The sequence below is a fragment of the Microcoleus sp. D2_18a_B4 genome (assembly GCF_036702475.1).
Classification (GTDB): Bacteria; Cyanobacteriota; Cyanobacteriia; order Cyanobacteriales; family Microcoleaceae; genus Microcoleus.
Map to the genome: position 1 here is coordinate 41,278 of NZ_JAUBTL010000011.1, position 25,641 is coordinate 66,918.

General features: G+C 47.3%; 19 protein-coding genes. 13 read left to right on the top strand and 6 right to left on the bottom strand.

What is annotated here, in order from left to right; translation table 11 throughout:
* Nucleotides 1–67: 67 nt before the first annotated feature.
* Nucleotides 68–325, top strand: a complete 258-nt coding sequence (locus QUB04_RS09160; RefSeq protein ID WP_333283512.1) for a hypothetical protein — start codon at nucleotides 68–70, stop codon at nucleotides 323–325.
* Between the two features lie 129 nt (nucleotides 326–454).
* Here QUB04_RS09160 and QUB04_RS09165 read toward each other — a convergent pair whose 3' ends face one another.
* The gene (locus QUB04_RS09165) at nucleotides 455–1,747 is read right to left on the bottom strand and encodes a GH25 family lysozyme (RefSeq protein ID WP_333283514.1); all 1,293 of its coding nucleotides are present in this window, start codon (nucleotides 1,745–1,747) and stop codon (nucleotides 455–457) included.
* A gap of 114 nt (nucleotides 1,748–1,861) precedes the next feature.
* On the opposite strand from QUB04_RS09165, the gene QUB04_RS09170 reads away from it, so the two are divergent.
* From QUB04_RS09170 to QUB04_RS09180, 3 genes are all read left to right on the top strand, one after another.
* Nucleotides 1,862–2,356, top strand: a complete 495-nt coding sequence (locus tag QUB04_RS09170) for a DUF427 domain-containing protein (protein WP_333283626.1) — start codon at nucleotides 1,862–1,864, stop codon at nucleotides 2,354–2,356.
* A 561-nt stretch (nucleotides 2,357–2,917) separates the two neighbouring features.
* On the top strand, nucleotides 2,918–4,036 hold the full coding sequence (locus tag QUB04_RS09175) for a diguanylate cyclase domain-containing protein (RefSeq protein WP_333283517.1): 1,119 nt from the start codon (nucleotides 2,918–2,920) through the stop codon (nucleotides 4,034–4,036).
* 29 nt (nucleotides 4,037–4,065) lie between these two features.
* On the top strand, nucleotides 4,066–4,989 hold the full coding sequence (locus tag QUB04_RS09180) for a hypothetical protein (RefSeq protein ID WP_333283519.1): 924 nt from the start codon (nucleotides 4,066–4,068) through the stop codon (nucleotides 4,987–4,989).
* A gap of 63 nt (nucleotides 4,990–5,052) precedes the next feature.
* Here QUB04_RS09180 and QUB04_RS09185 read toward each other — a convergent pair whose 3' ends face one another.
* Entirely contained in the window at nucleotides 5,053–6,069 is a 1,017-nt protein-coding gene (locus QUB04_RS09185; protein WP_333283520.1) for a methyltransferase domain-containing protein, read from the bottom strand.
* A 584-nt stretch (nucleotides 6,070–6,653) separates the two neighbouring features.
* On the opposite strand from QUB04_RS09185, the gene trxB reads away from it, so the two are divergent.
* From trxB to rpoD, 8 genes are all read left to right on the top strand, one after another.
* The gene (gene trxB / locus QUB04_RS09190; RefSeq protein WP_333142342.1) at nucleotides 6,654–8,024 is read left to right on the top strand and encodes a thioredoxin-disulfide reductase; all 1,371 of its coding nucleotides are present in this window, start codon (nucleotides 6,654–6,656) and stop codon (nucleotides 8,022–8,024) included.
* 264 nt (nucleotides 8,025–8,288) lie between these two features.
* A complete protein-coding gene (locus tag QUB04_RS09195) occupies nucleotides 8,289–9,173 on the top strand; it encodes an ABC transporter permease (RefSeq protein WP_333054802.1) in 885 nt (294 codons plus the stop codon).
* A 172-nt stretch (nucleotides 9,174–9,345) separates the two neighbouring features.
* Nucleotides 9,346–10,551, top strand: coding sequence for an AAA family ATPase (locus QUB04_RS09200; RefSeq protein WP_333283521.1), 1,206 nt, complete (start codon nucleotides 9,346–9,348; stop codon nucleotides 10,549–10,551).
* A gap of 33 nt (nucleotides 10,552–10,584) precedes the next feature.
* A complete protein-coding gene (locus tag QUB04_RS09205) occupies nucleotides 10,585–11,208 on the top strand; it encodes a DUF4276 family protein (protein ID WP_333283523.1) in 624 nt (207 codons plus the stop codon).
* Nucleotides 11,209–11,550: 342 nt separating this feature from the next.
* Nucleotides 11,551–11,805 carry a hypothetical protein gene (locus QUB04_RS09210; protein WP_333142346.1) on the top strand — a complete coding sequence of 85 codons (255 nt, stop codon included), beginning with the start codon at nucleotides 11,551–11,553 and terminating at the stop codon, nucleotides 11,803–11,805.
* 201 nt (nucleotides 11,806–12,006) lie between these two features.
* Nucleotides 12,007–12,171 carry a hypothetical protein gene (locus tag QUB04_RS09215; RefSeq protein ID WP_333054806.1) on the top strand — a complete coding sequence of 55 codons (165 nt, stop codon included), beginning with the start codon at nucleotides 12,007–12,009 and terminating at the stop codon, nucleotides 12,169–12,171.
* A 116-nt stretch (nucleotides 12,172–12,287) separates the two neighbouring features.
* Nucleotides 12,288–12,581, top strand: coding sequence for a hypothetical protein (locus tag QUB04_RS09220; RefSeq protein ID WP_333142348.1), 294 nt, complete (start codon nucleotides 12,288–12,290; stop codon nucleotides 12,579–12,581).
* 275 nt (nucleotides 12,582–12,856) lie between these two features.
* The gene (rpoD, locus tag QUB04_RS09225) at nucleotides 12,857–14,023 is read left to right on the top strand and encodes an RNA polymerase sigma factor RpoD (protein WP_333142349.1); all 1,167 of its coding nucleotides are present in this window, start codon (nucleotides 12,857–12,859) and stop codon (nucleotides 14,021–14,023) included.
* 210 nt (nucleotides 14,024–14,233) lie between these two features.
* On the opposite strand, the gene QUB04_RS09230 is transcribed toward rpoD, so the two are convergent.
* From QUB04_RS09230 to QUB04_RS09240, 3 genes are all read right to left on the bottom strand, one after another.
* Nucleotides 14,234–14,386 (bottom strand): chlorophyll A-B binding protein, encoded by a 153-nt coding sequence (locus QUB04_RS09230; RefSeq protein WP_190735352.1) that lies wholly within the window; start codon nucleotides 14,384–14,386, stop codon nucleotides 14,234–14,236.
* A gap of 125 nt (nucleotides 14,387–14,511) precedes the next feature.
* Nucleotides 14,512–15,999, bottom strand: coding sequence for an ATP-binding cassette domain-containing protein (locus QUB04_RS09235; RefSeq protein ID WP_333142350.1), 1,488 nt, complete (start codon nucleotides 15,997–15,999; stop codon nucleotides 14,512–14,514).
* Between the two features lie 187 nt (nucleotides 16,000–16,186).
* Nucleotides 16,187–18,739, bottom strand: coding sequence for a DNA topoisomerase (ATP-hydrolyzing) (locus QUB04_RS09240; protein ID WP_333283525.1), 2,553 nt, complete (start codon nucleotides 18,737–18,739; stop codon nucleotides 16,187–16,189).
* Nucleotides 18,740–20,640: 1,901 nt separating this feature from the next.
* Between QUB04_RS09240 and QUB04_RS09245 the strand changes: the two genes are divergently transcribed.
* The gene (locus QUB04_RS09245; protein ID WP_006632892.1) at nucleotides 20,641–21,036 is read left to right on the top strand and encodes a response regulator; all 396 of its coding nucleotides are present in this window, start codon (nucleotides 20,641–20,643) and stop codon (nucleotides 21,034–21,036) included.
* A 314-nt stretch (nucleotides 21,037–21,350) separates the two neighbouring features.
* Here the strand turns inward: QUB04_RS09245 and QUB04_RS09250 are convergent, their stop codons facing one another.
* Nucleotides 21,351–25,481 carry a DNA-directed RNA polymerase subunit beta'' gene (locus tag QUB04_RS09250; protein ID WP_333283527.1) on the bottom strand — a complete coding sequence of 1,377 codons (4,131 nt, stop codon included), beginning with the start codon at nucleotides 25,479–25,481 and terminating at the stop codon, nucleotides 21,351–21,353.
* Between the last annotated feature and the right edge of the window lie 160 nt (nucleotides 25,482–25,641).

The following is a 25,641-nucleotide window of genomic DNA, read 5'->3' on the forward strand; positions in this document are numbered from 1 at the left end:
TGTTGACTGTTGACTGTTGACTGTTGACTGTCAGTCGAAAAACTGAATGATAGTTGAGTATTGACTGTTGATTCGATTTTACAATTCCGATGCGAGCGGAGTTGATATCACTTTTTCAGCCAAGCTAGAAATTGGAGGCAGAAGGAAAGAGGAAGAAGAAGGGAGCATCTCAATGAAAGCAGCAAAGCTCGAAATTGGAATTAGGAGTCAGGAGTCAGGAGTCAGGAGGAAAGAAGAAGAAGGAAGAAGGAAGGAGGAAGAAGGAAGGAGCCATAATAAGTGTTTTTACAAATATGAGATGCTCCCAATAAGGAAGGAGCCATAATAAGTGTTTTTACAAATATGAGATGCTCCCTCTTTAGAGTATATTTCCCATCTAAAATCAATCTCAAATCGCAAGATTCCTCTGTAGAGTCAATCTCAAATCTATAATCTCAAATCTATAATCTCAAATCTATAATCGATTGGCATTCTGCCACCTGCGAAGAAACTCCGATAGAATTGCCGGCGAAACTCGCCCTTCCAGCCAATCTAAAGCCTGGTTTTGCTGGGGTGCGGCCCGATAAAATTTGCACGCATCTATCAGCCGAATCGGAGAATTAGTGACAATAGATTGAGAGCGCCATTTTTGTGCAAACTCGGTAATAATAGCCGGAGAAAGTTGTTTTTGCAGCCAATCTAAAGCTTGGTCTTGTTCTGCTAAACCGCGATAAAATTTGCCGACATCTATCAATCGCAAATTAGTGTCTTGAGGTAAGGTAGTTGCCCGCCATTTTTGAGCAAATTCCCCTAAAACAGATGTAGAAACTTGACTTTGCAGCCAAATTAAGGCAGTATCTTGGCTAGCCTTAGCTTGATAAGACGAGAATACCTGAGTCAGCCGCACGCCTGATATGGGAGCGGGTGTCGGAGCGGGTGTCGGAGCGGGTGTCGGCCGCGGAGCCGGTGTCGGCGCTGGAGTGGGGACAACTACTTTGGGAGATTTTCGCATCAAAGCGGCCCAGGTTTTGAGGCTGGCAATGCCGTCTGGATTGAGACCTTGAGATTTCTGAAACGAGATGAGCGCCGCTGTGGTGTTGGCTCCAAATTTACCGTCCATCGCGCCTTGATAGAAACCTTTAATTCTTAATTCCCTCTGGATGTCTGCAACTTTATAACTTACGGCGCCTTCTCGGACGCTTTCATAAATATTGGTGTCTACATTGCCCGATACGCCGGAGACGCTGCCGCTGTCGCTGTACTGCCAAAAAGTCCAAGTTTTCCAGCCGCCGGGAACCCAAGGTTCCTCAGCAGTGGTATAGTGAGCAATCCACAGCGGGTAATCGGCAAACCGTTTTGTCCCCAAGTTGTCCCAGAAACCGGGGTAGGTGTAAATAATCGGTCGCATCAAGGTGGCTTTTTCGACTGCTTCTAGCCAAATTGCGGCTCGATCGCACAATTGATCCACACTCAAACCGCCTGTAGTTTCGATATCCAAGACTGCGGGCAAATCCCCCGCTTCGAGTTTTACAGTTTTCAAGAACAAATCTATTTGTCCTTGAATGCTGCTTGCAGGTCGAAAAAAGTGGTAAGCACCGCGTTGAATCCCCGCCGCTTTCATGGCCGCCCAATTGCGGGCGAAAGTTTGGGCAACGAACGTTGCACCCTCGGTCGATTTGACAAAACTGAAGGTAATACCATCCCTGGCAACTGCTTGCCAATTGACATTGGGCTGGTAGTCGGAAACATCTATACCGCGAATACTCATATTGTGAAGAGTTGAAAAAAGCTGGTTTGCTCTGAAGCAGCGACTCGATTAAGGGTAAATTAAATTGTAATGCTAAGTCGCTAAGTGTTTTTTTTTGGAGGGGAGATGGTGCACATGAACTTCGATCGAATAGAGCCTGGCCCTGGTCAAGAGTCTGTTTGGGATTACCCACGTCCCCCTCGGCTTGAGGAATCGACCAAACACGTACAGATAATTTTTAATGGAGTGACGATCGCCGACACGCGCCGTCCTCAGCGGGTATTGGAGACGAGTCACCCTCCTGCCTACTATATCTGCCCCGATGACATCAAAATGGAATATTTGCACAAAACTTTACGAGGCTCTTGGTGCGAGTGGAAGGGACAAGCCGGTTATTACACTGTGACGGTAGAGTCGAAAGAAGTAGTAAATGCTGCTTGGTTTTATCCCAATCCTAATCAGGTTTTTGCAGCTATTAAAGATTATGTGGCTTTTTATCCAAGCAAAATGGATGCCTGTTATGTAGACGGGGAATTAGTGCAATCTCAACCAGGGGATTTTTACGGCGGCTGGATTACCCAAGATATTGTCGGCCCGTTTAAGGGAGGGCCAGGAACTTGGGGGTGGTGAGGGAGTTTTGAGTTTTGAGCTTTAAGTTGAGGACAGGGGCAGACACCGCGTTTTTTTACGCAAAACCTCGTTACAGCCTCGACCTCGGTTTCAAAACCAGGTTTCTTGAGTTTGTGTGCACCGTCAATCGATTTTAGATTTTAGATTTTAGATTTTAGATTGAAGCATTGACCCCAGGGATAAATTCGGGGGGCAAGTTTCATCGGATACAGGTTTTTTATTTCTCCGTCCTGAGTCTGCGAAGGAATGAGTACGGGGGCTTGTATCCTGGATGCTTTCGGTCAATGAGTTGAGGAATGGCGCCGAAATCGGTTTTTTTACGCTGTAACAAGTCCCTAGTCAAAAATGGAGGAAAAGATCTAGAATAATTCAATAAATCTGTAATTTACGGAGCATGAATCACTGCAATGCAGCTACGGCAAAAACTCACGCTGCCGCTTCTTCCATTCTGAAAAAATAGTGTAGTAAATAATACAACCAATGGTAACAAATAAATAATTATATAATTTAATAGCTGATACTAGCTTGGTTGCTGGTTTATTGTTTATTCGGATCTGCGCTGTGTCTGTTGAATTTATTGAGCCGTCTAACTCGCCAGAAAACTCACCCCAAAATTTATCTTTAGAGTCTACCCTTAAGGATCTGGCTCTATTCAATTTTCAGGTTGACTCCTCATATCTAGCCAAAGAAGTAGCTCGGTTGTTTCAATCTCACCCGCTGCTTCCGGGAGTTATCTTGACCGTAAATGGGGAATTTTTAGGGATGATATCGCGTCGGCGATTTATGGAACGCATGAGCCGCCCTTACGGAGTAGATATATTTGCTTGCAGACCGATTATAGCCTTCTATCAAATAGCTCAAACCGATATTTTAATTTTACCAGGAGTAGCCTTAATTGTCATGGCAGCTCAGCGCTCCGTGCAGCGACCGCCGGAACTGCTTTACGAGCCGATTGTTGTGCAGTTAGAACCTCAAGTTTACCGACTTTTAGACGTGCATCAACTCTGGGTAGCTTTATCCCAAATTCACCAACAAGCTACTTGGTCTATGAGCGAACTTTATTACAATTTATCGATCACGCAATCCGAGTTAGAAGCAGCTAATTCTCAATTAAAAGCAGCTAATTCCGAATTGTATCGCCTTGCCAACTTAGATGGCTTAACTCAGATTGCCAACCGCCACTGTTTTAACGAATACTTAGAGAAAAAATGGCAAGAATTGGGAGAAGCAGCAGCGGAACTATCTTTGATTTTATGCGATGTTGACTTTTTTAAGACATACAACGATACTTACGGACATCAGGCGGGAGATGCTTGTTTGCAGCAGGTAGCCGAAACTATTGTTGAGGCTGTACATTACTCAGCAGGCGAAGTTTCGGAGGAGACTCTGGTAGCTCGTTACGGAGGTGAAGAATTTGCGGTAGTTTTACCCCGCACTTCGTCTGAAATAGCTGTTTGGATTGCAGAGCGAATTCGAGTTTGCGTCAAAGAACTAGAAATCGAACACCTTAATTCAGCGGTGTGTTCTTTCGTAACGCTGAGTTTGGGGGTAGCGAGCACCTTTCCTCAGCCCGAAACTTCCCAGGAAAACCTGATTGCAGCGGCAGACCGTTCGCTTTATCAAGCTAAAGACTTAGGGCGCGATCGAGTGATTTTAGATGCTATAAAATTAGATAAGTAGAAGAGGTTTAGTTGAGGAACTTTTGGCTTATGGAATTGCAGGAATGGCAAAATTTGAGCGAAGAACAAAAAAATCGCTACTCACAGGAATTAGCAGCACATCTGCCACAGTCAGTAATTTTTAAAGGTTTGCGATTTTACCCTGATGGCGGCCCCGAACTCTCTATTGCCATTTTTGAGTATGGAGGAGCTTTATTTTCTCTGATGCCAGGAGGCGAAGTTCAAGTCGGATACGAAGCCAGCAACTTTCACCCGACAGACGAGCAAATTGAATCATTTCAAAATAGTTCTGAGGAGTATGAGATCGATCGAGACATCTACTCTTACGTACAAAGCGTCACTACACCTCCTCGAAAGGTGACAATTTCCCCGATGCTTGTAGAAATTCAACCAACAAAGATTGGTTTTGAGCCGATCGGTTCCGATGAACTTAAAATTCAGAATTTATTAAAAGACTTTCCACAAAGTTCGAGCGTTAATCGTGGCAATAGATACGGATTCGAGGGCGGTAAGGATGGTGCGGTTGCGGCTTGGCAAATTATTAGCAAGACGCAGGAAGAAATCACGACTGAATTGGCAGCCCAAGGGCTGCGTTTGCTAACTTTCGATGAATGGGAGTATGCCTGCGCTGCAGGAAACACAACTCTATTTCGCTGGGGAGACTTCTGCCCAAGCGATTTCTACCCAACTGACAATCGAGCCGACTGGACACTCCATTTGCAGCCCAACCTTTTCGGACTTCACATTGCCCAAAATCCTTACGATTGTGAGATAATTAGCGAAAAATATCGATTCAGAGGTGGAGATGGTGGATGCTTCATTTGTGGTGGAGTTGGCTTTTTTCTCGGTTGGTTAACTTTAGCAACTGCTTACTGGGAACCCGAATTACTTGAGTATTGCGATGAAGACATTAGCGGCAATATCATGCGTCGCGTAATTCCATTACCATACTGAAAAAACCAACTCGCTCTTCGCAGTCGATCGCGCTTCACCTAAAATTTTCCCAGCAACTTCTTTCTACAAAGACTCGCACCAAGCACGCTCCGCCGTCCAGTGTCTGTCTGAAGATTCATAAATCCTCAACCCATCCAACCCGGCATTTTGGATCATCTCCTCAACTTCCTCCAGGGTAAATGCTGCTTGCAACGAATCGCTGAATAACTGTTTCTGATGCGCGTTGCAATCTCCCGCATACAGATTGACTAAATTATCCCTGATTTCCGCTTTTTCCGGCCGCAGCAAATCCCGCAAAAAAATTGCTCCCTGCGGCTTCAACACCCGCTTGACTTCCTGCAAAAACGGCAGCGGATCGGGCAAATGGTGGATAATGCTGTTAGAAATCACCATGTCAAAATAATTGTCAGGGTAAGGCATGGCTTTAGCATCGATTAATTCGAGACTTATTTGCGATCGCACGCCCGCCTTTTCCACATTTTGGGCCCCAACTTTCAGCATATTTGCCGACAAATCAATGCAAGTCAATTTCCATGCTGGCCGGAGTTGACAAAGGGCGATCGGAATTCTCGCCGTACCCGTCCCCGCATCCAAAACGTTTCCAAAAACCGGCCCCAACGCCGCAGCACTCTGAGCAAAAGCAGCATTAACCTCAGTAAAATCCATCGAATCGTATTCGATCGCCTCTTCCAAGGAATCCATCACTTCCGGTTCCAAAACTCGCTGCATAAAATTTATCTCGTTCTCTGGAATTTCCATATAGGGATTCAGTTTCGCCTGCAAAAGCTCGACTAATTCCGGTTCCATATATTCGTAATTGTCCGGGATTTGCAGGCAAATAACTTTCTTGCCTTCGAGACTTTCGGGAAATTTGCTGCGAAGTCGATCGCCATGCTTCTTCTCCATCACAAATATCAAATCCGCCCAACCCAGCAAACCCTCAGTTACTCTAATTCTTGCACCTTTTTCCGTTCCCGCCGATCGCACGCTGTAGCCACTAACCTTCTCGCATATTTTCTCGGCAGTCAAACTCCTCCACTTATTCCGGCTGCATACAAACAATATCTTGATTTTATCCATTCACACACAAATACAAAATTCTATGTTAATTGTGGCACGGGCGTCCCGCCTGTGCTTCCAAAGCGGTTAAAAATTTCCTTCTAATTTTCCCCCGATCGCACCTTGCATACCACAAATACTGTATTTTGTCAAATCCGGCAAAATCTCCGTTACAATTCTTAAACCATAAAATGCGGATTTTGCATAAATAATTGTACTTATTACATTTGCGAATTCGTTAATTTTACGATTTTAAAAGCTTTCAGCGTCAAAAACTTAAATTAGTCATAATGCCCCTGGATTGTGAAAATCGTACCACAAGCCTCAAAACAAGTAAATAGGTAAAATAATTGAGAATGAAGTCAATAATTTTGGTCGTCTTTAGATTTTCTTAAGATTTCAGCCCTTAAAATAGATCGAACATTTAAAACTAAATCGACTTTTAGATTGTTTTTGCTTATTAAAGTAGCTGGAATTGCCCCGAAGACCGATCGACCCTCAACAATAGATACAGATGCTCGATCGCCCAATGGCATCAAACCAAACTCGATCGAACTCTGCTAGAATTAGTAAAACGAAGTCGTTATGAGTTTAATTAAATAGCTATGACCAACGAAACCGTAGAAAACCTAGTAATTATCGGCTCAGGCCCAGCAGGCTACACAGCAGCAATCTACGCCGGGAGGGCAAACCTGAAACCCGTAGTCTTTGAAGGCTACCAAATGGGAGGCGTCCCCGGCGGTCAACTGATGACCACCACAGAAGTCGAAAACTTCCCCGGCTTTCCCGAAGGCATCACCGGGCCGCAACTGATGGATCGGATGAAAGCTCAAGCAGCGCGCTGGGGTGCCGAATTATACACAGAAGATGTAATTTCGGTGGATTTGACCAAGCGTCCGTTTACAGTGCGATCGGAAGACAGAGAAATCAAAACCCACACGATAGTAATCGCTACAGGCGCGACGGCGAAAAGGCTGGGGCTGCCTAGCGAACACGTATTTTGGAGTCACGGCATTTCTGCGTGTGCGATTTGCGACGGCGCTACCCCAATTTTTAAAGGAGTAGACTTAGCTGTAATCGGCGCGGGCGACACAGCAGCGGAAGAATCTATTTATTTGACAAAATACGGCTCTCACGTACATATGTTGGTGCGGCGCGATCAAATGCGCGCGAGCAAAGCCATGCAAGACCGAGTGCTGAGCAATCCCAAAATTACCGTGCACTGGAACACCGAAGCACTGGATATTTTGGGCGAAGCCGGTGGCAAAATGGACGGGGTGAGACTTAGAAATATCGTGACAGGCGCCCAGAGCGATTTGCTGGTGAAAGGATTGTTTTATGCGATCGGTCACACTCCCAACACTCAACTGTTCCAAGGTCAGCTAGAACTCGACGAAGTAGGCTATATCGTTACCAAACACGGTTCGGTAGAAACCAGCGTCGAGGGAGTTTACGCCGTCGGCGACGTGCAAGACCACGAGTTTCGCCAAGCAATCACCGCAGCAGGCAGTGGCTGCATGGGGGCGATGCTGGCAGAACGTTGGCTGTCAGTTAACGGTTTAATGCAGGAATTCCATCAAACTGAGGAATCCGAGCAACCCACAGCAGCGCCGGAAGCTCCAAAAGTACGCAAAACCAGCGAGAACTTTGATATCAACGACACGCGCCACGAAGGAGGTTATGCTTTGCGGAAGTTGTTCCACGATAGCGATCGACTGATTGTGGTCAAATATGCCTCTCCGAGTTGTGGGCCTTGCCACAGCCTCAAGCCGATTTTGAGCAAAGTAGTAGATGAGTTCGAGGGCAAAATCCACTACGTGGAAATTGACATCGAAGAAGATCCAGAAATTGCTGAAAATGCTGGCGTGATTGGTACGCCGACGATTCAGTATTTCAAAGACAAAGATTTGGTAGCTGAGCTCAAGGGAGTTAAGCCGAAAAGCCAGTACCGCGAGTTAATTGCCAGCAATTTGTAGAATTCGATCGATTTTAGATTTGAGGTTTGCCAAGAGAGATTTAACCTAAACTCGACTTGCGTCCCGCCTGCCAAAAACCCGGTTTCTCCCCTGCGCGCCAGTCCCGTACAGGGGAGAAACCGGGTCTTTTTTAGCCGCATCTCCCGAAAAAACCCGGTTTGTCGCGAGTGTTTGGCGGATAAGGGAAAGAATTTTTGATTGTTCCCGGTTTTTTAGCCTGAGTGCTACTAAAATCGAAAAGTCTTATATAGGTCGATCGTCATTATGGCTCAAAGCCGCCTCCGACTCCCGCGATTTCTCAACAGTGCCTCACCGTCAAGCCTGTCAATGAAAATGATGTGGGCAGGTTTGACAATAACTGCCGTGTTTATATTGGTAGCAACCTTGTCTCCAGCTATGCAAGCTTGGGGATGGCTACAAAATCCTACCGAGGCTTTGAGTAACCCCATCCACGAACCGCCGTCGGCGAATTATTGGTTTGGTACTAGCCGCAGCGGCTACGATGTGTTTTCCCGCACGCTGTTTGCTTCTCGCGCGGCTTGGCAAGTGGTAATTTTAGCCACTGCTTTGAGTTTGTTTATCGGTGTGCCGCTGGGTTTGGTTAGCGGTTACTTGGGCGGTAAGCTCGATCGAGTGCTGTTATTTTTAATGGATACAATTTATACTTTGCCGGGGCTGCTACTTTCTTTGACGCTAGCGTTTGTAGTGGGAAAAGGAGTTTTGAATGCTGCGATCGCCCTGAGCATTTCCTACATCCCTCAATACTACCGCGTCGTCAGGAATCACACCGTCAGCGTCAAAACCGAATTATTTGTCGAAGCTGCGCGAGCAATGGGTGCTGACACTTGGACAGTGCTTTCGCGCTACCTGTTTCTGAATGTGATTCAGAGCGTACCTGTGCTGTTTGCCCTCAACGCTGCCGATGCAATTTTAACATTAGGAGGTTTGGGATTTCTCGGATTAGGACTTCCCGAAGCAACTCCTGAATGGGGACACGACTTGCGTTTAGCTTTAGATGCGCTACCTACTGGCATTTGGTGGACAGCTTTGTTTCCCGGTTTAGCGATGACTTTAATGGTGGTGGGACTGTCTTTGGTGGGGGAAGGATTAAACGAGTTTGTTAACCCTCGCCTGCGGAATCAGCAGTAATCTGTCTCGCGGTTAAATTAAGTTCGCAGTCAGGACTTTAGTTTTTTCTTCTTCTCTTTTCTTCCTACCCTTCGGGAACGGCTTCGCCGAACGCGCACTTCGCGTCTTCGCGGTTCGTTAAAGGAGAAATTAGGATAAAAAAAACCGAGATTATAATTGAGGAGGTGAAATCATGAAATCTATTCCCCGTATAGAATATCTCAAAGTACAAAATTACCGTGCTTTGCACAATCTCCAACTCAAAAATCTCACCCCCTTAACTGTATTCTTAGGCCCCAACGGTAGCGGCAAGTCAACTATTTTCGATGTTTTCGCTTTCCTATCCGAATGTTTTACCGAAAGCCTCAGAAAAGCCTGGGATAGACGGGGCCGATTTCGAGAATTACGCACCAGAGACAGCGAAGGCTGCATTATCATTGAATTAAAATATCGAGAGACATCCGACTCGCCTTTAATTACCTATCATCTCGCTATAGATGAAGAAAATAATCGTCCCTTCATTGCTGAAGAATGGTTGCATTGGCGACGCGGACAATCGGGAAAAGGAAAACCCTTTCGTTTTTTAGACTTCAAAAAAGGGGAAGGACAAGTCATTAGTGGCGAAAGTCCTGATGAAGAAGGTGAAAGGATAACCGAAAAACTAGAATCATCTGAATTTTTAGCCGTAAATACATTAGGACAATTTGCCAAACATCCCCGCGTTAGTGCATTAAGACGTTTTATTACAGGCTGGTATTTATCATATTTAACCGCAGATAATACCCGCAGCCTTCCCGAAGCAGGTGCACAGGAAAGATTATCTCCCACTGGTGACAATTTACCCAATGTTATCCAATACCTAAAAGAGCAACATCCCCAACGGTTAAAAGAAATACTAAAAACCCTTTCTGTTCGTATTCCACGCCTCGAAAAAGTCGAAGCCTCAATTATGCAGGATGGCAGACTTTTGTTGGAAATTAAAGATGCTCCTTTTACTCATCCTATTCTGGCAAAATATGCCTCCGATGGTACGTTAAAACTCTTAGCTTATTTGACTGTTTTTTTCGATTCCAATCCCCCGCAATTAGTGGGAATAGAAGAACCAGAAAATCATTTGCATCCGCAATTATTACCTCAGCTTGCAGAAGAATGTCGTTCGGCTTCTGCGAATACTCAATTAATGGTGACAACGCATTCTCCCTTTTTTGTGGATAGTTTGAAGCCAGAGGAATTATGGGTATTATATCGAGATGAGAAAGGTTTTACTCAAGCAAAAAGAACCGCAGATATGCAGGGAGTCAAACAATTTATGGAACACGGTGCCTTACTGGGTTCGCTGTGGATGGAAGATTTCTTTGAGGTGGGAAATCCGCTGAAAAATGGGGGTACACCGCAATGATTTTACACTTAAAATAAATAGAAGGTGAGGATTTTGCATCTTGAGCTTTTAGTAGAAGAAGCATCCCTAGAATCAGCTTTGACCCAGCTTTTGCCGAAAATAGTGCCATCGACTGTTAGCTCTAAGATTCATGCTTTTCGAGGAAAACCAGATTTACTTGCTAACTTGCCTAATCGTTTGAAAGGTTATCAAGCATGGCTTCCGCCTGATTGGAAAATTGTTATTTTAATAGATGAAGATCGAGAAGATTGTCTCAAATTAAAACAACAACTAGAAATAATGGCAATATCATCGGGATTAATCACTAAATCTTCCTGTCAAAAAGATAAATCATTCCAAGTCTTAAATCGAATTGTAGTTGAAGAATTAGAAGCGTGGTTTTTCGGCGATGTTGAAGCAATTCGCCAAGCTTACCCTAAAGTCTCTCCCAATTTAGCTACTCAACAACCGTATCGCGACCCCGATGCTATTAAAGGGGGTACATGGGAGGCTTTGGAAAGAGTCCTGAAAAAAGCTGGATATCATCCGGGAGGACTAGAAAAATATAAAGCCTCTAGCGAAATTTCTCAATATATGAATCCTGAATTGAATCGCTCTAAAAGCTTCAAAGTCTTTTATCAAGGTTTATTAGAAACCATCAATAGTAAGCAAGTATAATCAACTTTATAGACAATTTTCGCTCTCGTCATTGCTGAGCTAGGAGCCAGGAATGATTTAGAGATCAAACCTAGATCAGCGCTTTCTGATGACACGCTGTAAATAATAACAAAATTTTGAGCATCGCACCAGCGTCCTACCCCTCCACATCTTTAAGCGCATCCTGCTGTTTAGGCCTTCTATAACCATAGCAAGCACATCGCTAACTGGGTAAATTTTTCTTCCCGGGCGGAGTTATTATCTGCAGGTAGTTGCAGCAACGTCCGCTGGGGATTTTTTTGCGTCTGCTTGAAATTATCAAGACAATTCGGGAATGCTACCTAAAATTAATTAAAGGGCTTTATGGAATCTTTACGCTGTCACGATATATTTAAAGGAATCGTGAAGTTATACTTCCGGGAGATGTCTAATTGTATGGTTTGTGAGAACGTGCGATCGCGTAAGTGCGAACCGAAAGCCAAAAATTTTAGAGAAGTCCGCAGCCCAGAGTTGCGCGGCGGCTTAACTCTCAGTAGAATTTATCCGGGTGGTTTTTGCCACGGACGCGACAAACTCGTGTCGAACTGCTTAAATAAGAATGTGACGTTAAGAACTTAATGTGATTTAACGTGAAAATTAAACCCAATTTCTGAGATTTGAGCTAACTTAACAATTAAAGCCCCTGTTGCACTACTCAACCCGCAACGCTTCATTTGGGGTCAGAGTCGGTCTCTAATCCAGAGTTGCCGGCTTAAAACTAAAGCTACGAGCTTTATTCAATCGCAGATTGCGTATGATTCAATTCAGGGAAACAGGGTAATGATGGGTGTATCTACACGGATGGTATTGGTTCCAATTTGGGCAACTCAAAAATTGTCTGCTAACTGTCTGGCCAACTACGCCGCAGCCGTTCACCCAGATATACGCAGAAAACAGCGCCGTTCGATCGTGCCAAAGTTTTTGCGGGCCGTTCTCAGGATTTAGCAGAGCCGGACATGAGTTAGTATTGTCAAGCTAAGCTGACAGAGTTTTCCTAGTTCTTGACCAACAATGGAAAACAACTTCCATTTTTTGTGAGAAAGGCTACAATCGGAAAGGTCTTGGCAAGATCCGATTCTCCCCGTTTGGTGCTTCAACCCTCTGCTGTTGCATTTGAGGCAGCAGACCAGCATCCAAGGTGGCGAAAATTTGCCGTGCAACTGTCATGTCTGACAACCAGAGTGAAAGCAAGGCGCATCAAAAGTTCGACACCTCGAATACAAAAGTTAGAGGGTTCCGTGCCGAAAACTTGTACGGGTAAAAGCTCGAAGTACCGAGTAAAAAAGCCAGTATTTTTGGAAGTGCGATCGATCGCACTTCATGGTTTGCTTCTGGACGCCAGGTATCGCAGATGATGTGATAACTCGCTCCGAAAGAAAAAGCCTCAAGCTCAATTCAAGGTCGCGATGTTAAAATCTGCGATCGATTGAATGCCCTGGCTGCTTCAGACCAGAACTCGAACTGTGACTCATAAAACAGGTGCAGTTTCGGTAACAGATTCAGGTAGCCGACCGAAAATCCCACTATTTTTTCCTGCGGGAATGTCAATACTGGCTAACTTGTCTAAACTACAAACAGACACTATTCCACTGTTATTTATTCTTTAATTCAGGAGCATGAGGAAGACGGCATGATCCAGGCTAACACCGTACTCGCAACCACAATTACACCGGAAATGGAAACACTCGAGTTGCTTCGGGGCGCCGAAAGCGTTCTACCTGAGAGCGAGTTGGAACTCTTTATCGACGAAGAAGACGATCGAGAAGAATTCTTAGACTCTCAATCTGAGGAAGACCCTAAATCTGGCAAAGGCGCCAAAGCCCGCCGTCGGGCACAGGCAAAGAAAAAGCATTATACTGAAGACTCTATTCGTCTTTACCTGCAAGAAATCGGTCGGATTCGATTGCTGCGAGCTGACGAAGAGATTGAACTAGCGCGCAAGATTGCAGATTTGCTGGAATTAGAGCGAGTTCGAGAACAACTGCTCGAAGAGTATAACCGCGAACCCAAAGACAGCGAATGGGCTAATGCTGTAGATATGGCACTTCCTGCATTCCGTCACCGACTCCACGTCGGCCGTCGGGCCAAGGAGAAAATGGTGCAATCAAACCTGCGTTTGGTGGTGTCGATCGCCAAAAAATACATGAATCGCGGTTTGTCTTTCCAAGATTTGATTCAGGAAGGCTCTTTGGGTCTGATCCGGGCCGCTGAAAAATTCGATCATGAAAAAGGCTACAAGTTTTCTACCTACGCAACTTGGTGGATACGTCAGGCCATCACCCGAGCAATTGCCGACCAATCCCGCACTATCCGCCTGCCGGTTCACCTTTACGAAACCATTTCGCGGATCAAGAAAACTACCAAACTCCTGTCTCAGGAAATGGGCCGCAAGCCTACGGAAGAAGAAATCGCCACTAAGATGGAGATGACGATCGAGAAGTTGCGGTTCATTGCTAAGTCCGCACAGTTGCCCATCTCTCTAGAAACTCCGATCGGCAAAGAGGAAGACTCGCGTCTGGGAGACTTTATTGAATCTGACGGGGAAACGCCAGAAGATCAAGTCTCGAAAAACTTGCTCAGGGAAGATTTGGAAAGCGTTTTGGATACTCTCAGCCCCCGCGAACGGGATGTACTGCGACTGCGTTACGGCTTAGATGACGGACGGATGAAGACCTTGGAGGAAATTGGTCAAATCTTTAACGTCACCCGCGAGCGGATTCGCCAAATCGAGGCTAAAGCCCTGCGGAAGTTGCGCCATCCCAACCGGAACAGCATCTTAAAAGAATATATCCGCTAGAGTAATTTGCTAGCATCACCCGAAAGAGTGATTATCACTCTTTTGGGGGGGGAACCCCCCGACCCGGTTTGAGCTATAGCTGTTAAATTTTGTGCTGCTAACTGCAGGGAGCAATTGGCTATTTGTGGCCCAAATCGCGCTGTCAAAATTTTGGGAGTCCGTAACGGAACTCCCAAGCTTTGCATTGGCACAAAAATCTTAACTAGAAAATTACATCACGCCCCAAAAGTGAAGCAGACCTTGACCGGAAACCAATTCGATGATGACAGCGGCAGAAAAGCCAATCATAGCGAAACGACCGTTCCAATTTTCGGCTCCTTCGCTGAAGCCCCAGTTCCAAGCGTTGCGTTTTTGTTCTTGCATAGTGCGAACTCCTTTCGTTAACTTGTGTAAGGCTTATGTAAATAAATATAACATTCCTTGAAAAAAATGCAAGCTTGTGATTAGTGATATCGGTCACAACGGTCGATCGACCTTGATGATTTTGCCTAACGAGGAAAAATAGCCAACTCGGTATCAGGGTCGAACAAGTGAATCTTGTCATGGGCGATGGCCAACCAAAGCTCCTCGCCAACTCGGATCGATCGCTCCGGAGGAACCCGCACTTGCATCCGCACGGCCGGAGCATCCGTCAAACAAACTCCCAAATAAGTTTCGTGTCCCAAAGCCTCTACAATTTCCACTTGTACCGAAATATTTTTGGTAGCCGGAGGGTTAATGCTCAGATGTTCCGGCCGAATGCCCAAAATTAGCCCTCGCCCGTCATATTGTTGTAGACTTTTTGCCCAAATATCGGGTAAAGTAAAGCGAAATTGCGGGTGAGAAATCAACAAGGGGGCACTAAATTCCACCAACAAGAAATTCATCGGCGGAGAACCAATAAACTCAGCAACAAACAGATTAGCCGGCTTATTGTAAAGCTCTAGAGGTTGAGCTACTTGCTGAATCTGGCCGACCTTCATAATAGCAATCCGATCGCCCATAGTCATCGCCTCAGTTTGGTCGTGAGTTACATAAATAGTTGTAGTTCCCAACTGTCGCTGCAACTGCACAATTTGCGATCTCGTTTGGGCCCTCAATTTCGCATCCAGATTCGATAACGGTTCGTCCATCAAAAAAACTTCAGGATTTCTAGCCATCGCCCTACCCAAAGCTACCCGCTGCTTTTGCCCTCCCGAAAGTTGTTTCGGCAAGCGATTTAAAAGAGATTCTATTTGCAATAATTCAGCTACCTCCCGCACTCTTTTTCCTACAGCCTTTTCCCGTTCCGACAAGTAGCGCAAACCCGGAGGCAACTTGCGAGTCGCTCCTACCAAAAAATCCTCCCATAAAGCATATATTCGCTCGTTGTTTAAAGTATTAGAAGCTAAATAATTAATAAGCTCTTTTACCTGATTCCTGATTTTTTCTGCCTTCTCCCTGCTTCCTTTTTCTTTTTCTGTCTCTTCTCCCTTCTCTCTGCTCCCTTCTAGCTGCTTCCTTCTAGCTGCTCCCTTTTCCCTTGTTCCTTGTTCCTTCTTCCTTCTATCAGTTACATCCGTTACATCCGTTACAGAATCCGTTGCCGAACTTCCTTCTTCCTTCTCCCTTTCCGAGCGGCGCAATCCAAAGGCGAGATTATCGTAAACTGTTAAGTGAGGATAGAGAGCATAATTTTGAAATACCATAGCGATATCTCGGTCTTTAGGAGGCAAATCGTTAAGGAGCCGATCGCCAACCCAAATATTGCCGGCAGTCAAAACTTCCAAACCGGCGATCGATCGCAGCAAAGTGCTTTTTCCGCAGCCAGAAGGCCCCACCAGCACCATGAATTCCCCGTCTTCGACCGTTAGGTTAATGCGCCGCAAAACGCTGTTAGACGAAGGGCGATCGGCTATAGGCGAGACACTTTCTGCGACGGTGTTTGCTTCTTTTTCCTGTTCTCCTTGGCGGAGCGGAAAACTTTTGTAGATATTTTCTAATACAACTTGCGCCATTAAACAATTTTAGATTTTAGATTTTAGATTTTAGATTGGGGAATTGGAGGCAGAGCCTCCGGGTATGTATTCCCAGGCAGAGCCTGGGAACAAGGCTGAATGGGGAATAGAATTGGACGTAGACGCTCGAAGGCAACAAGGCCAAGTCTCAATCGAGGCACAGCGAATAATGACCAATGACTAATGACTATTGACTGCTGATAACTTTGATAATTTTTTCACCTGGATTGAGGTCAAAAACTCGATCGCCCGCAGCATCTTTCCCCCAAAAAGCTATAGCATCAATAGTCGATCGCAGCAGGCGGCCAGAATTAGTAAAAAGTTTGACATCCGTACCCGGAACAGCCTGCAGCAAGCCAACTAAAGCATCTTTAGGCTCTGAGAAACGAAAAGCTTGAGTGCCAATTTCGCCCCGGTTAGTAAGTCTGACAGAACCTGCAGGCATTCGTTTTGCCCAACCCAACTCGGAAAATAGCACCAGACTGTCGTTCGCGTCGAGAGTGATGCAACCCACCAACTCTTCCTGCTTCCGCAACCTGGTTACTTGAGAACCCTGGGCCGCGCGGCCCATTGGCGGCAGTTGTTCATCATCAATCTCAAACCGAAGGACTCGGCCTCCTGAAGTTGCGATCGCCACTTGCTCGCCGACTTTAGCCAGACTCGCACAGCGCAGCCGATCGTCCTCCTTGAGTTTAACAACTGTAACGCCACGATTAGTCAAATCAGCAAATTCCTGCATCGGCAAGCGCTTAATTTTCCCTTGCTGAGTCAGAGTTACTAAATCTGCCGCTTCCGAATTTTCCGGCAAAATAAAGTGTGCAACTGTGATTTCCGACAAAGCGCGACCGGCACTTTCTTTAGTAGCACTTGGCGACAACAAACTAACGATCGGCGTTCCCCGGTCTTTGGCGCTACTACTAGGAATATCGGCCACTTTCAGCGGGTAAGCTTTGCCGTTAGGAGTTAAGATGACCAAAGTGCGATCGGTTTTCGTCAGATTTGCCGTCACAATAAAATCTTCATTTTTTTCTAAAGCTGAAACCGATTTTTCGCGACTTTTCGAGCGTGGTTTTTCCCCAGGCGGCAAGCGTCGCACGTACTGCTTGTGCGAAAATTCAACTATAGTTTCCTCTGCCTCTAGAACGGGCAATAAGTTAGGCTGAATTGTTGCCGGCGACAACTGCTTCACCGCAGAATTTTTCTTGCCAGAAAATTGTGATTCGGCGTTTGCTGCGCGTGCAGTTCCATTGGCCAATTTAGTGCGGCGGGGGTCAGCGTACTTGCGTTTGAGCGATCGAAATTCCTTCTTTAAAGCCTTCAAAAGTTCACGCCTGTCGCTCAACAACCGCTGCAATTCTTGAATATTAGCCATCAACTCATCAAACTCAGACTGCAAATTTTGCCTTTCCAAACCAGTCAGCCTACGCATAGGCATCGCCAAAATCGCATCAGCTTGACTTTCGCTCAAATTGAGGCGAACTTGTAAAGTTTGCTTAGCAGTAGAGCCGTCAGGAGAATTTCTGAGAATGTCGATCGCTGTATCGAGATTTGTCAAAGCCAACATTAAGCCTTGGACAATGTGACATCGGCGTTCTGCAGCTTGCAACTCGTAATTGTAGCGGCGGGTAAGAGTCACTTCCCGGAAATCCAGAAATTCTTGCAACAATTGTCTCAGCGTCAACTGTCGCGGTTGACCGTTGACAATTGCCAGCAAAATCGCGCCAAAATTTGTTTGTAGGTCAGTTTGTTGATAAAGACGAGCGAGAACCGCTTCTGGGGTAAATTCCCGCTTGAGTTCAATCACCACTCGAATGCCTTCGCGATCGCTCTCGTCACGCAAATCAGAAATACCGTCGAGGCGGCCAGCATTGACCAACTCCGCCACCTTTTCAATCCAAGCCGCCTTATTTACCTGAAACGGAAACTCCGTCACCACGATCGCCGTTTTAGTACGCACCTTGCGATTACCAGGCACTTCTTCCACCCCGGCCACACCCCTGACCGCAATGCTGCCTCGACCCTTAGTGTAGGCGTCAACAATGCCCTCTGTAGCGACGATTTCCCCTCCGGTTGGAAAATCCGGGCCTGGAATCAGTTCTATCAACTTCTCGTCGGATAGTTCCGGGTTTTCAATCAAAGCAATTAAACCGTCTACCACCTCCCCCAAATTGTGCGGCGGGATATTAGTTGCCATCCCCACAGCAATGCCCGTACAGCCGTTGAGTAACAGAAACGGCAACTGAGCAGGCAGCGCCGTCGGTTCCTGCTGGGAACTGTCAAAGTTAGCAGTAAAATCAACAGTTGCATCGCCGACTTGGGTTAGCATAGCTTCGTGGGCGATCGGTGCTAGCCTCGTTTCCGTATAGCGCATAGCAGCCGCCGGATCATTGTCCACCGAACCGAAATTGCCGTGACCCGCCAGTAAAGGATAGCGGCTCGAAAACTCCTGAACCATGCGTACCAGAGCGTCGTAAACCGATTGGTCGCCGTGGGGGTGATATTTTCCCAAAACATCTCCAACAACCCGGGCGCACTTACGGTAAGGTCGGTCTGGCGTCAGACCGAGTTCGTGCATCGCATATAAAATTCGACGGTGAACAGGTTTTAAACCGTCGCGGACATCAGGCAAAGCTCGCCCGACGATCACACTCATGGCATATTCGAGGTACGATTGCTGCATCTCGGCGTGCAGAGGCGTAGAAATTACTTGCCCGGAAAGTAGGTTGAGTTGTTTAGCCATGAGTCTTTGTGTCCGTTAATTCCTGAGTGAAAACAGCCTCTGTCAATAATGCCGAGGTTCCCTGTCTCGATTTAAAAGCCTTTGCAGCAGGCGAACCGAAAGTTCGACCCAACCGCCCAGTTGAAGAATAAAAATAAACTTAACTTGTGAAAGCAGAATCAGAGTCCCGAAGACGGGCAACACTTGCCTCTTACTCTCCACTCTTACCCTAACCTCTATGTTGCCTTCATTTGCGCCTACCTGTCTATTTACCTTCTGCCGTGAGAAGGTTGATTCACAGGAGAACACGGAATGCCAGAAACTCAGAACGTAGTGAGGCTGTAGCTCTTCCTAGGAAAGCATCACGAGGGACTTGAGTCCCCGTCAATCCATGATAGAATTTAATTGCAATTAGGAATAACCATCTACACGAAGAAATATTCTCTTCAGGAGAAACCCCAGATTGATCTCGTCTCGGTACAGCCGTAGCGTGGATCAAGCAGCAATGGTAGACGATCGAGCTTACCGTATTTTGGCAAGCGTGATGGACTCCGAAAGTATTACAAAAGAAAAGTAAGCGGAATTGGAATACCTCTGGTACTGGTACTTGTTCTGATCGTGTAGAGGCGACTGGACTGTCAGTAACCCCGGTCTAAAGACACGGGGCTTGCAAGAGAAATCTGGCAAGCCGTACTGACCAGACTAAGGCTTAATTGCCTACGTTTTGAGAGTCACGACACCCTGTGGATGCGTAGCTAGTCCCCTGCTCTGTCCGAAGCAATTAAACAGTTCTAAGGTAACAGGAACAGTGTTGCAGGTCTAACAAGCTCTCGAAACATTGTCGAAGCTAACATTACCCCATTCATGGGAGGCACAACCCGTGCAAAATACTATGCGTACAGGATTGGAAGATTGGAAGCGGTAATTGTCCCGTTGAAAGTGCAATACAAAAGTACACTCCCGTTAACCAATCCCAAGGCGGTAGTAAATCAAAAATATAAAGCCGTGCTAGAAGCACGGGGTGTCTACCCATTTTTTCTGATGAGGGAAGTCCAATTTTTGGGCTTATTCAACCATAGAGCGTGGCCCGGACTCGCTGAGAGTGTCAAAAATGCCGATATTGATGAATTGCATCAGTCAAAAGCTCTCCTGGCGATATCTCCTAGTCTGACATCCCCTTGATGAACGCAAGCGTCGATATTTTCAGCCGTTTTGAGGGGTTAAAACTGAGTATTAGGAATCTCCAACAATCCCCGCTATATTCGCTACTTCAAAGGCTGTGGCGACGGGAGTATGTGAATAAACATGGCTTGATTCTAATGAGAAGGAAGGAAAATAATTATCACACATTCCCGAATCTAATACCAGTTCAAAAAATAATGCAACTGTAGGCCCGTGTTCCAAACGGATATCCAGTCAATCAGTTCCCATCTAAAATCTAAAATCTAAAATCTAAAATCTAAAATCTAAAATCTAAAATGGTAGAAGCCGAAGGCTTGACCGAAACAGAGGGTACTATAAGTCCAGGACGCACGGGTAGTCAGAAACCGGGTTTTTTCATAGCAAGAGTTCGTTATAGCCCGCCGAAACGATCAAAAACCCGGTTTCGAGGCGTCGTCCATCCGTCCTGGATTGTACTAGAAACCTGCTACCTGAGAATCTTGAGACTCTCACCAGTTCCAGGTCTAGTTATAAAAAAGAACTAAACTGTCTGTGTGTAGTAGTCTAAATGATGGTACTGGATGCTTCTAAGCATCTGTAAACCCTCTCACAGCTAGTGGCTCAAGGATATACATACGGGTTTTGCAGGGTTCCCGGCTGATGGCGCTAAAAACTCTGCATTTTTGACGGGGATGTAGTCCCCGTGCCGTGTTCCTCTTTGGACTAAAGTCACAAAGTTTCTATACTTCCCATATTTATTTATGAAAACCGTTCTGATTGTAGAGGACGATTTGGTTAATGCTCGGGTTTTTTCCAAAATTCTGACTAAGCGGGGGGGCTTAGCCGTAAAGCACACGGAAAATGTTGAAGAGGTGATGCAGATTGCTGCCAACGGCGAAGCTGATTTGATTTTAATGGATGTGTCTCTTTCGCGCAGCGTGTACCAGGGCAAATCTGTTGACGGCATTAAGATTACTCAACTGCTCAAAGCTGACCCGCAAACGGCCTCGCTGCCGATTATTTTGGTGACTGCTCACGCGATGGCCGGTGATAAAGAAACATTTCTGGATCAAAGCGGTGCCGACGGTTACATCTCTAAACCTGTGGTAGACCATCAAGAGTTTGTTAATCAAATCAAGGCTTTGCTGCCTGATTGAGTGAACCATATATGTAGAAGGAATAAGAAGGAAGAAGGAAAAAGGAACAAGGAAGAAAGAATTGTTTGTTGGAACCAACAAACAATTAAAACTCTCTTATTTACAAAGTTTGCTTAAACTCTGAATCTTCCTTCTTCCTTCTTCCTTTCGATGTCCGATCGCACAATGCTATGAGTTCGGACTTGTAATTTGTGAGGACAAATTTGAGATTTTTATGACGAGTGAAATAGGAGTGTGCGGCGACCGTGGAACGAAATTATTCGATCGCCCCGCGCAACGCTGTTCACTCACTTCATGCAGCCTCAAAACTACGATTAGTCCTCATCCTCATCGAAGTCAAAACCAATATCATCCTCATCATCAACATCAGGTCCCAAAGCATCATCCTCAGTCTCAGCGACAAACTCATCCTCATCAACCTCAACCTCCTCAAAATCCTCATCAGGCTCAAGATCGGCCCCGCGGCCAATCTCATAGCCGCTCTCGATCGTATAAGCGCGACGCGCAGTTCGATCGTCAAGTACAACATCCTCCTGCAAATCGTGGATGTCATCATCAAACACAGCACCATCAAAACCCGCATCCTGAACCCCAGCATCCTCATAGGCATTGAACCCAGTACCCGCAGGAATCAGGCGGCCGATGATGACATTTTCCTTCAGGCCCCGCAGCCAGTCAGACTTACCTTCGATCGCAGCCTCAGTCAACACCCGCGTAGTCTCCTGGAAGGAAGCAGCGGAGATGAAGCTATCAGTATTCAGCGAGGCCTTAGTAATCCCCAGCAACACGGGAGTATAGTCCGCCGGCGCTCCACCAGTAATTGACATGGCTTCGTTCACCTGCTCTACCTGCCGCAACTCCACTAACTCGCCAGGGAGCATGGTAGTATCGCCGCCATCTTCCATCCTGACTTTGTTGGTCATCTGCCGGACAATCACCTCGATGTGCTTGTCAGAAATATCCACGCCCTGAGACTGATAAACCGACTGCACCTCGTTCACCAAAAACGTCTGCACCTGTTGGAAACTCTCCAAAGCCGCCTCAAAGGTAGACTGCCGCTCCTTAAGTACGTGGAAGAACACCTCCAGAATTTCGTGAGGATTCGCAGGCCCATCGGTCAAAGCTTCGGCGACGCCTACGCGCTGTCCGTCGGAAACGATCGGGTTTTGACCGGGCAACAAAGGATACTCCTCAATCCGGCCATCATCCTCAATCACCGCCAGTTCCACAACATCGTCATCTGTAACTACGCGAGCTGTGCCGGGCCGCTTGGCTAAAATACAGGCTTCCTTGGGCTTCCGTCCTTCCAGAAGTTCCTCAATCCGAGGCAAACCCTGAATGATATCTCCAGTCTTTGCCCGCTCAAACACGAGAATCACTAGGTTGTCGCCCCGCTGCACTAGGTCGCCGTCGTCTACGTGCAGGACTGCACCGGCCGAAACCCGGTAAGGGCGAGCTACCCTGAGCACAAGTTTGGCGGGTTCTGTCTCGGATGCGGGTACAACTTTCACAACTTGGCCCGACTCTTCGAGAATAACTCCGGGAGCTATTTCCGTACCAGCCACCAGCAGTTGACCGGGACTGACATCGGGGGTGCCGGCCACAGAAATGGAAATAGAATCGGCATCTCGCATCACCAAGAGTCGGCGCACTGGTTCGCCCTGGCCCTCGCGGATGCCTCGAACGATACCGGCTTCTTTGCAGAGAATCTCGGTGCGGGCGACTACGGCTCCGGGGGCGATCGACTGTCCATCTTCGACCAACAGCCGCGTGTGAGTGCTGCCTTGGGTGGGGTCAGCGGAGACATCCCGCCGAATCACCAGCGATTCCAAAATTACTAGCTGCAAGCGGAAAGTCTTGGAGGTTCGATCGCCCCCATCAGCCAGAGGCATCGCCAACTCCTGCGACGCACTAACATCTTCAGGCGAACCCCAAGCCGGCCCAGAACCATCCGCCCCAAAAGCCGCAGCATCCTCCTCATCCGGCAACAGCTCGATATCCGCCGCCAGTTGCGGAGCTCCCGAACCAATTTCCAAAATAAGCTGAGTCCGCAGCAGTTCCAATCCCTCCACAGACTTGACGCGCTCCCCATCCTTATAAGGAAGCCGCTGCACCGCTTTCAAAGAAATCGACTCATTCAGGGCTGTCTGAGAAGGCACGGGAGGCTTATCCGGCACCGGAAACTCCACCACAGGCCGCAGCAACAAAGCCGGCCCTTCGGGAGTTTCGATATACTCCGCATAGCCCAACTCCTCGGCAACCAAGCCTGGGAAAATCTCCTGACCCGCGTTGACAATTTGACCTTCCCCCAAAGTTAGCGGCGGGCGGTCAACCACATGGAGCGTCCCCGGCTTAATCACAATTTCCCGCAGAATGTCATTTTTCTGAGTGATTTCCACTGCCCCGCTGGTTTGGCAGAAAATATCCTTAACGACTTCTGTACCGGCCTCAACGTACTGGCCGTCTTCCACCAGCAGCAGAGAGATATCTTTGTTGACTTCGTGGCACTCTTCTGGTATCCACAGCAGGGTGCCGCCCTTGACGACTTCGTAGCCAAGTTTAGCTTTGCCGCGCTTGTGGACTTCGACTCCGCCGTATTTGACAATCCCCCCTGTAGCTGTGCGGTAGCTGTCGTCGAGCAGTTCGGCGACGACTTCCCCGTTAATCACCTTGCTCCCAGGAGCCGTCTTGAGGGAAAACCGCTGTTTGGAAGCTGTTTCGATCGTGTAGTGGTCGCGGCCGCCTGCACTTTCGGCTCGCACGACTGCTTGGTCGAGCAGGACTTGGGCGGTGATTATTTCGATTTCTCTGGGGTCAGCGATGCGGACTACGCCGCCGTGTTCGGAGATGAGTTTGGTTTCGGCAATCACGCTTTCGGCCGGAATGCGATCGCCATTTTTCACTGCTGGTTCCGCGCCGGGGGGCAAGTTGTAGACTTCTCCCGATAGAATCCAAATCAGCCCGCCTTTGCTGGCTGTGCGGGTTGTGTTCCCTTGGCGGTCGGTTTTTTCTTCTGGCACCAAATCAGCAAATTTGGCTTCTCCGGCTAAGTCGGAAGCCACGTCTGTAGTCACTTTTTCCGTAGTTTTGCGGGCTGCGCGACCGACGATCGGCACTTCTGCCAAAACTTGACCGGGAATGGCGCGCTGTCCGTCTTTCACCATCAGAGTAGAACCCTGAACGATCGCCAATTCGATTTTCAGTTTTTGATTCTTAGCCCCGGATTTCCCTTCTTCAAATCCGTCGCCCTCAAATACAAGTTTGCCGTTGTTTTCTGCCACCAGTGCTTCTTCGCCGTGTCTGGTGCGGAACGAGCGAGTACGCAAGTTCTTGAATTTCACTACGCCAGGGAAGGGGGCGCGTTCTTGTTTCGCGACTTCTCCGGTGAATACGCCGCCGGTGTGGAAGGTACGCATGGTGAGCTGGGTTCCGGGTTCGCCGATCGACTGAGCTGCAATAATGCCGATCGCTTCTCCCATGTCCACCATTTTCAAGTGGGCGAGACTCCAGCCATAGCAGTGCTGGCATACGGATCGGGTAGATTCGCAAGTCAGGGGCGATCGTAAATACACCTCCCCCACCCCAGAATTACCAATTTCCGTCGCCAACTCCTCAGTAATTGGCTGATTTCGGACAGCTTTTTCCTCGCCGTAAGACACGATTTCCCCGGTTTTGGGGTGCACCACATCCCTGGCGAACACCCGCCCCAGCAGCCTGTCCTTCAGCGGTATGAGCACTGTTGCTCCGTCCGTCATGGGCCGTACTCGAATTCCCCGCTGGGTGCCGCAGTCCACTTCCCGGACTATTACGTCTTGGGATACATCGACTAAGCGACGTGTAAGATAGCCTGAGTCTGCCGTCCGCAACGCTGTATCTACCAAGCCTTTGCGCGCGCCGTAGGAGGAGATGATGTATTCGGTGACGGTGAGTCCTTCGCGGAAGTTGGTTTTAATTGGCAAGTCGATGATTTCGCCTTGGGGGTCTGCCATCAATCCGCGCATTCCGACTAGCTGCCGGACTTGGGAGATGTTTCCCCGTGCTCCGGAGAAGGCCATCATGTAGACGGAGTTTAGGGGGTCTGTGGCTCGGAAGTTTTTGACTACTTCGTCTTTGAGGTCTTCTGATGTGCTGTTCCAGGTATCAATTACTTTTTGGAAGCGTTCGACTTCGGTGATTTCGCCTCTGGTGTATTTTTGCTCGGTGATGCGGATTTCTTCTTCGGCTGCATCTAGGAGCGATCGTTTTGATGGCGGCACCTGCAAATCATCCACGCTAATCGAAACCCCTGCTCGTGTCGCAAACCGGAAACCCAGGTCTTTGAGTTTATCGGCCATTTGCGCTGTACGGGCCGTTCCGTAGTGCATGAAAGACCAAGAGATTAATTTTTTGAGCTGACCTTTGTCAACAACTCGATTGCGAAAAACAATTTCCTTATTTTCTGTCATTTTTCTGAGTAGTAGTAGTAATTGGTAATTGGTTTGGAGGCAGGAGGCAGGAGGCAGGAGGCAGAGGGCAGTAGTACACAGGTTGGACACTCCTTGAACAAACCCCGCAACATTTCACTCTCACTCTCCTTAACTCAACTGTATTTATTAGTAATTAGTA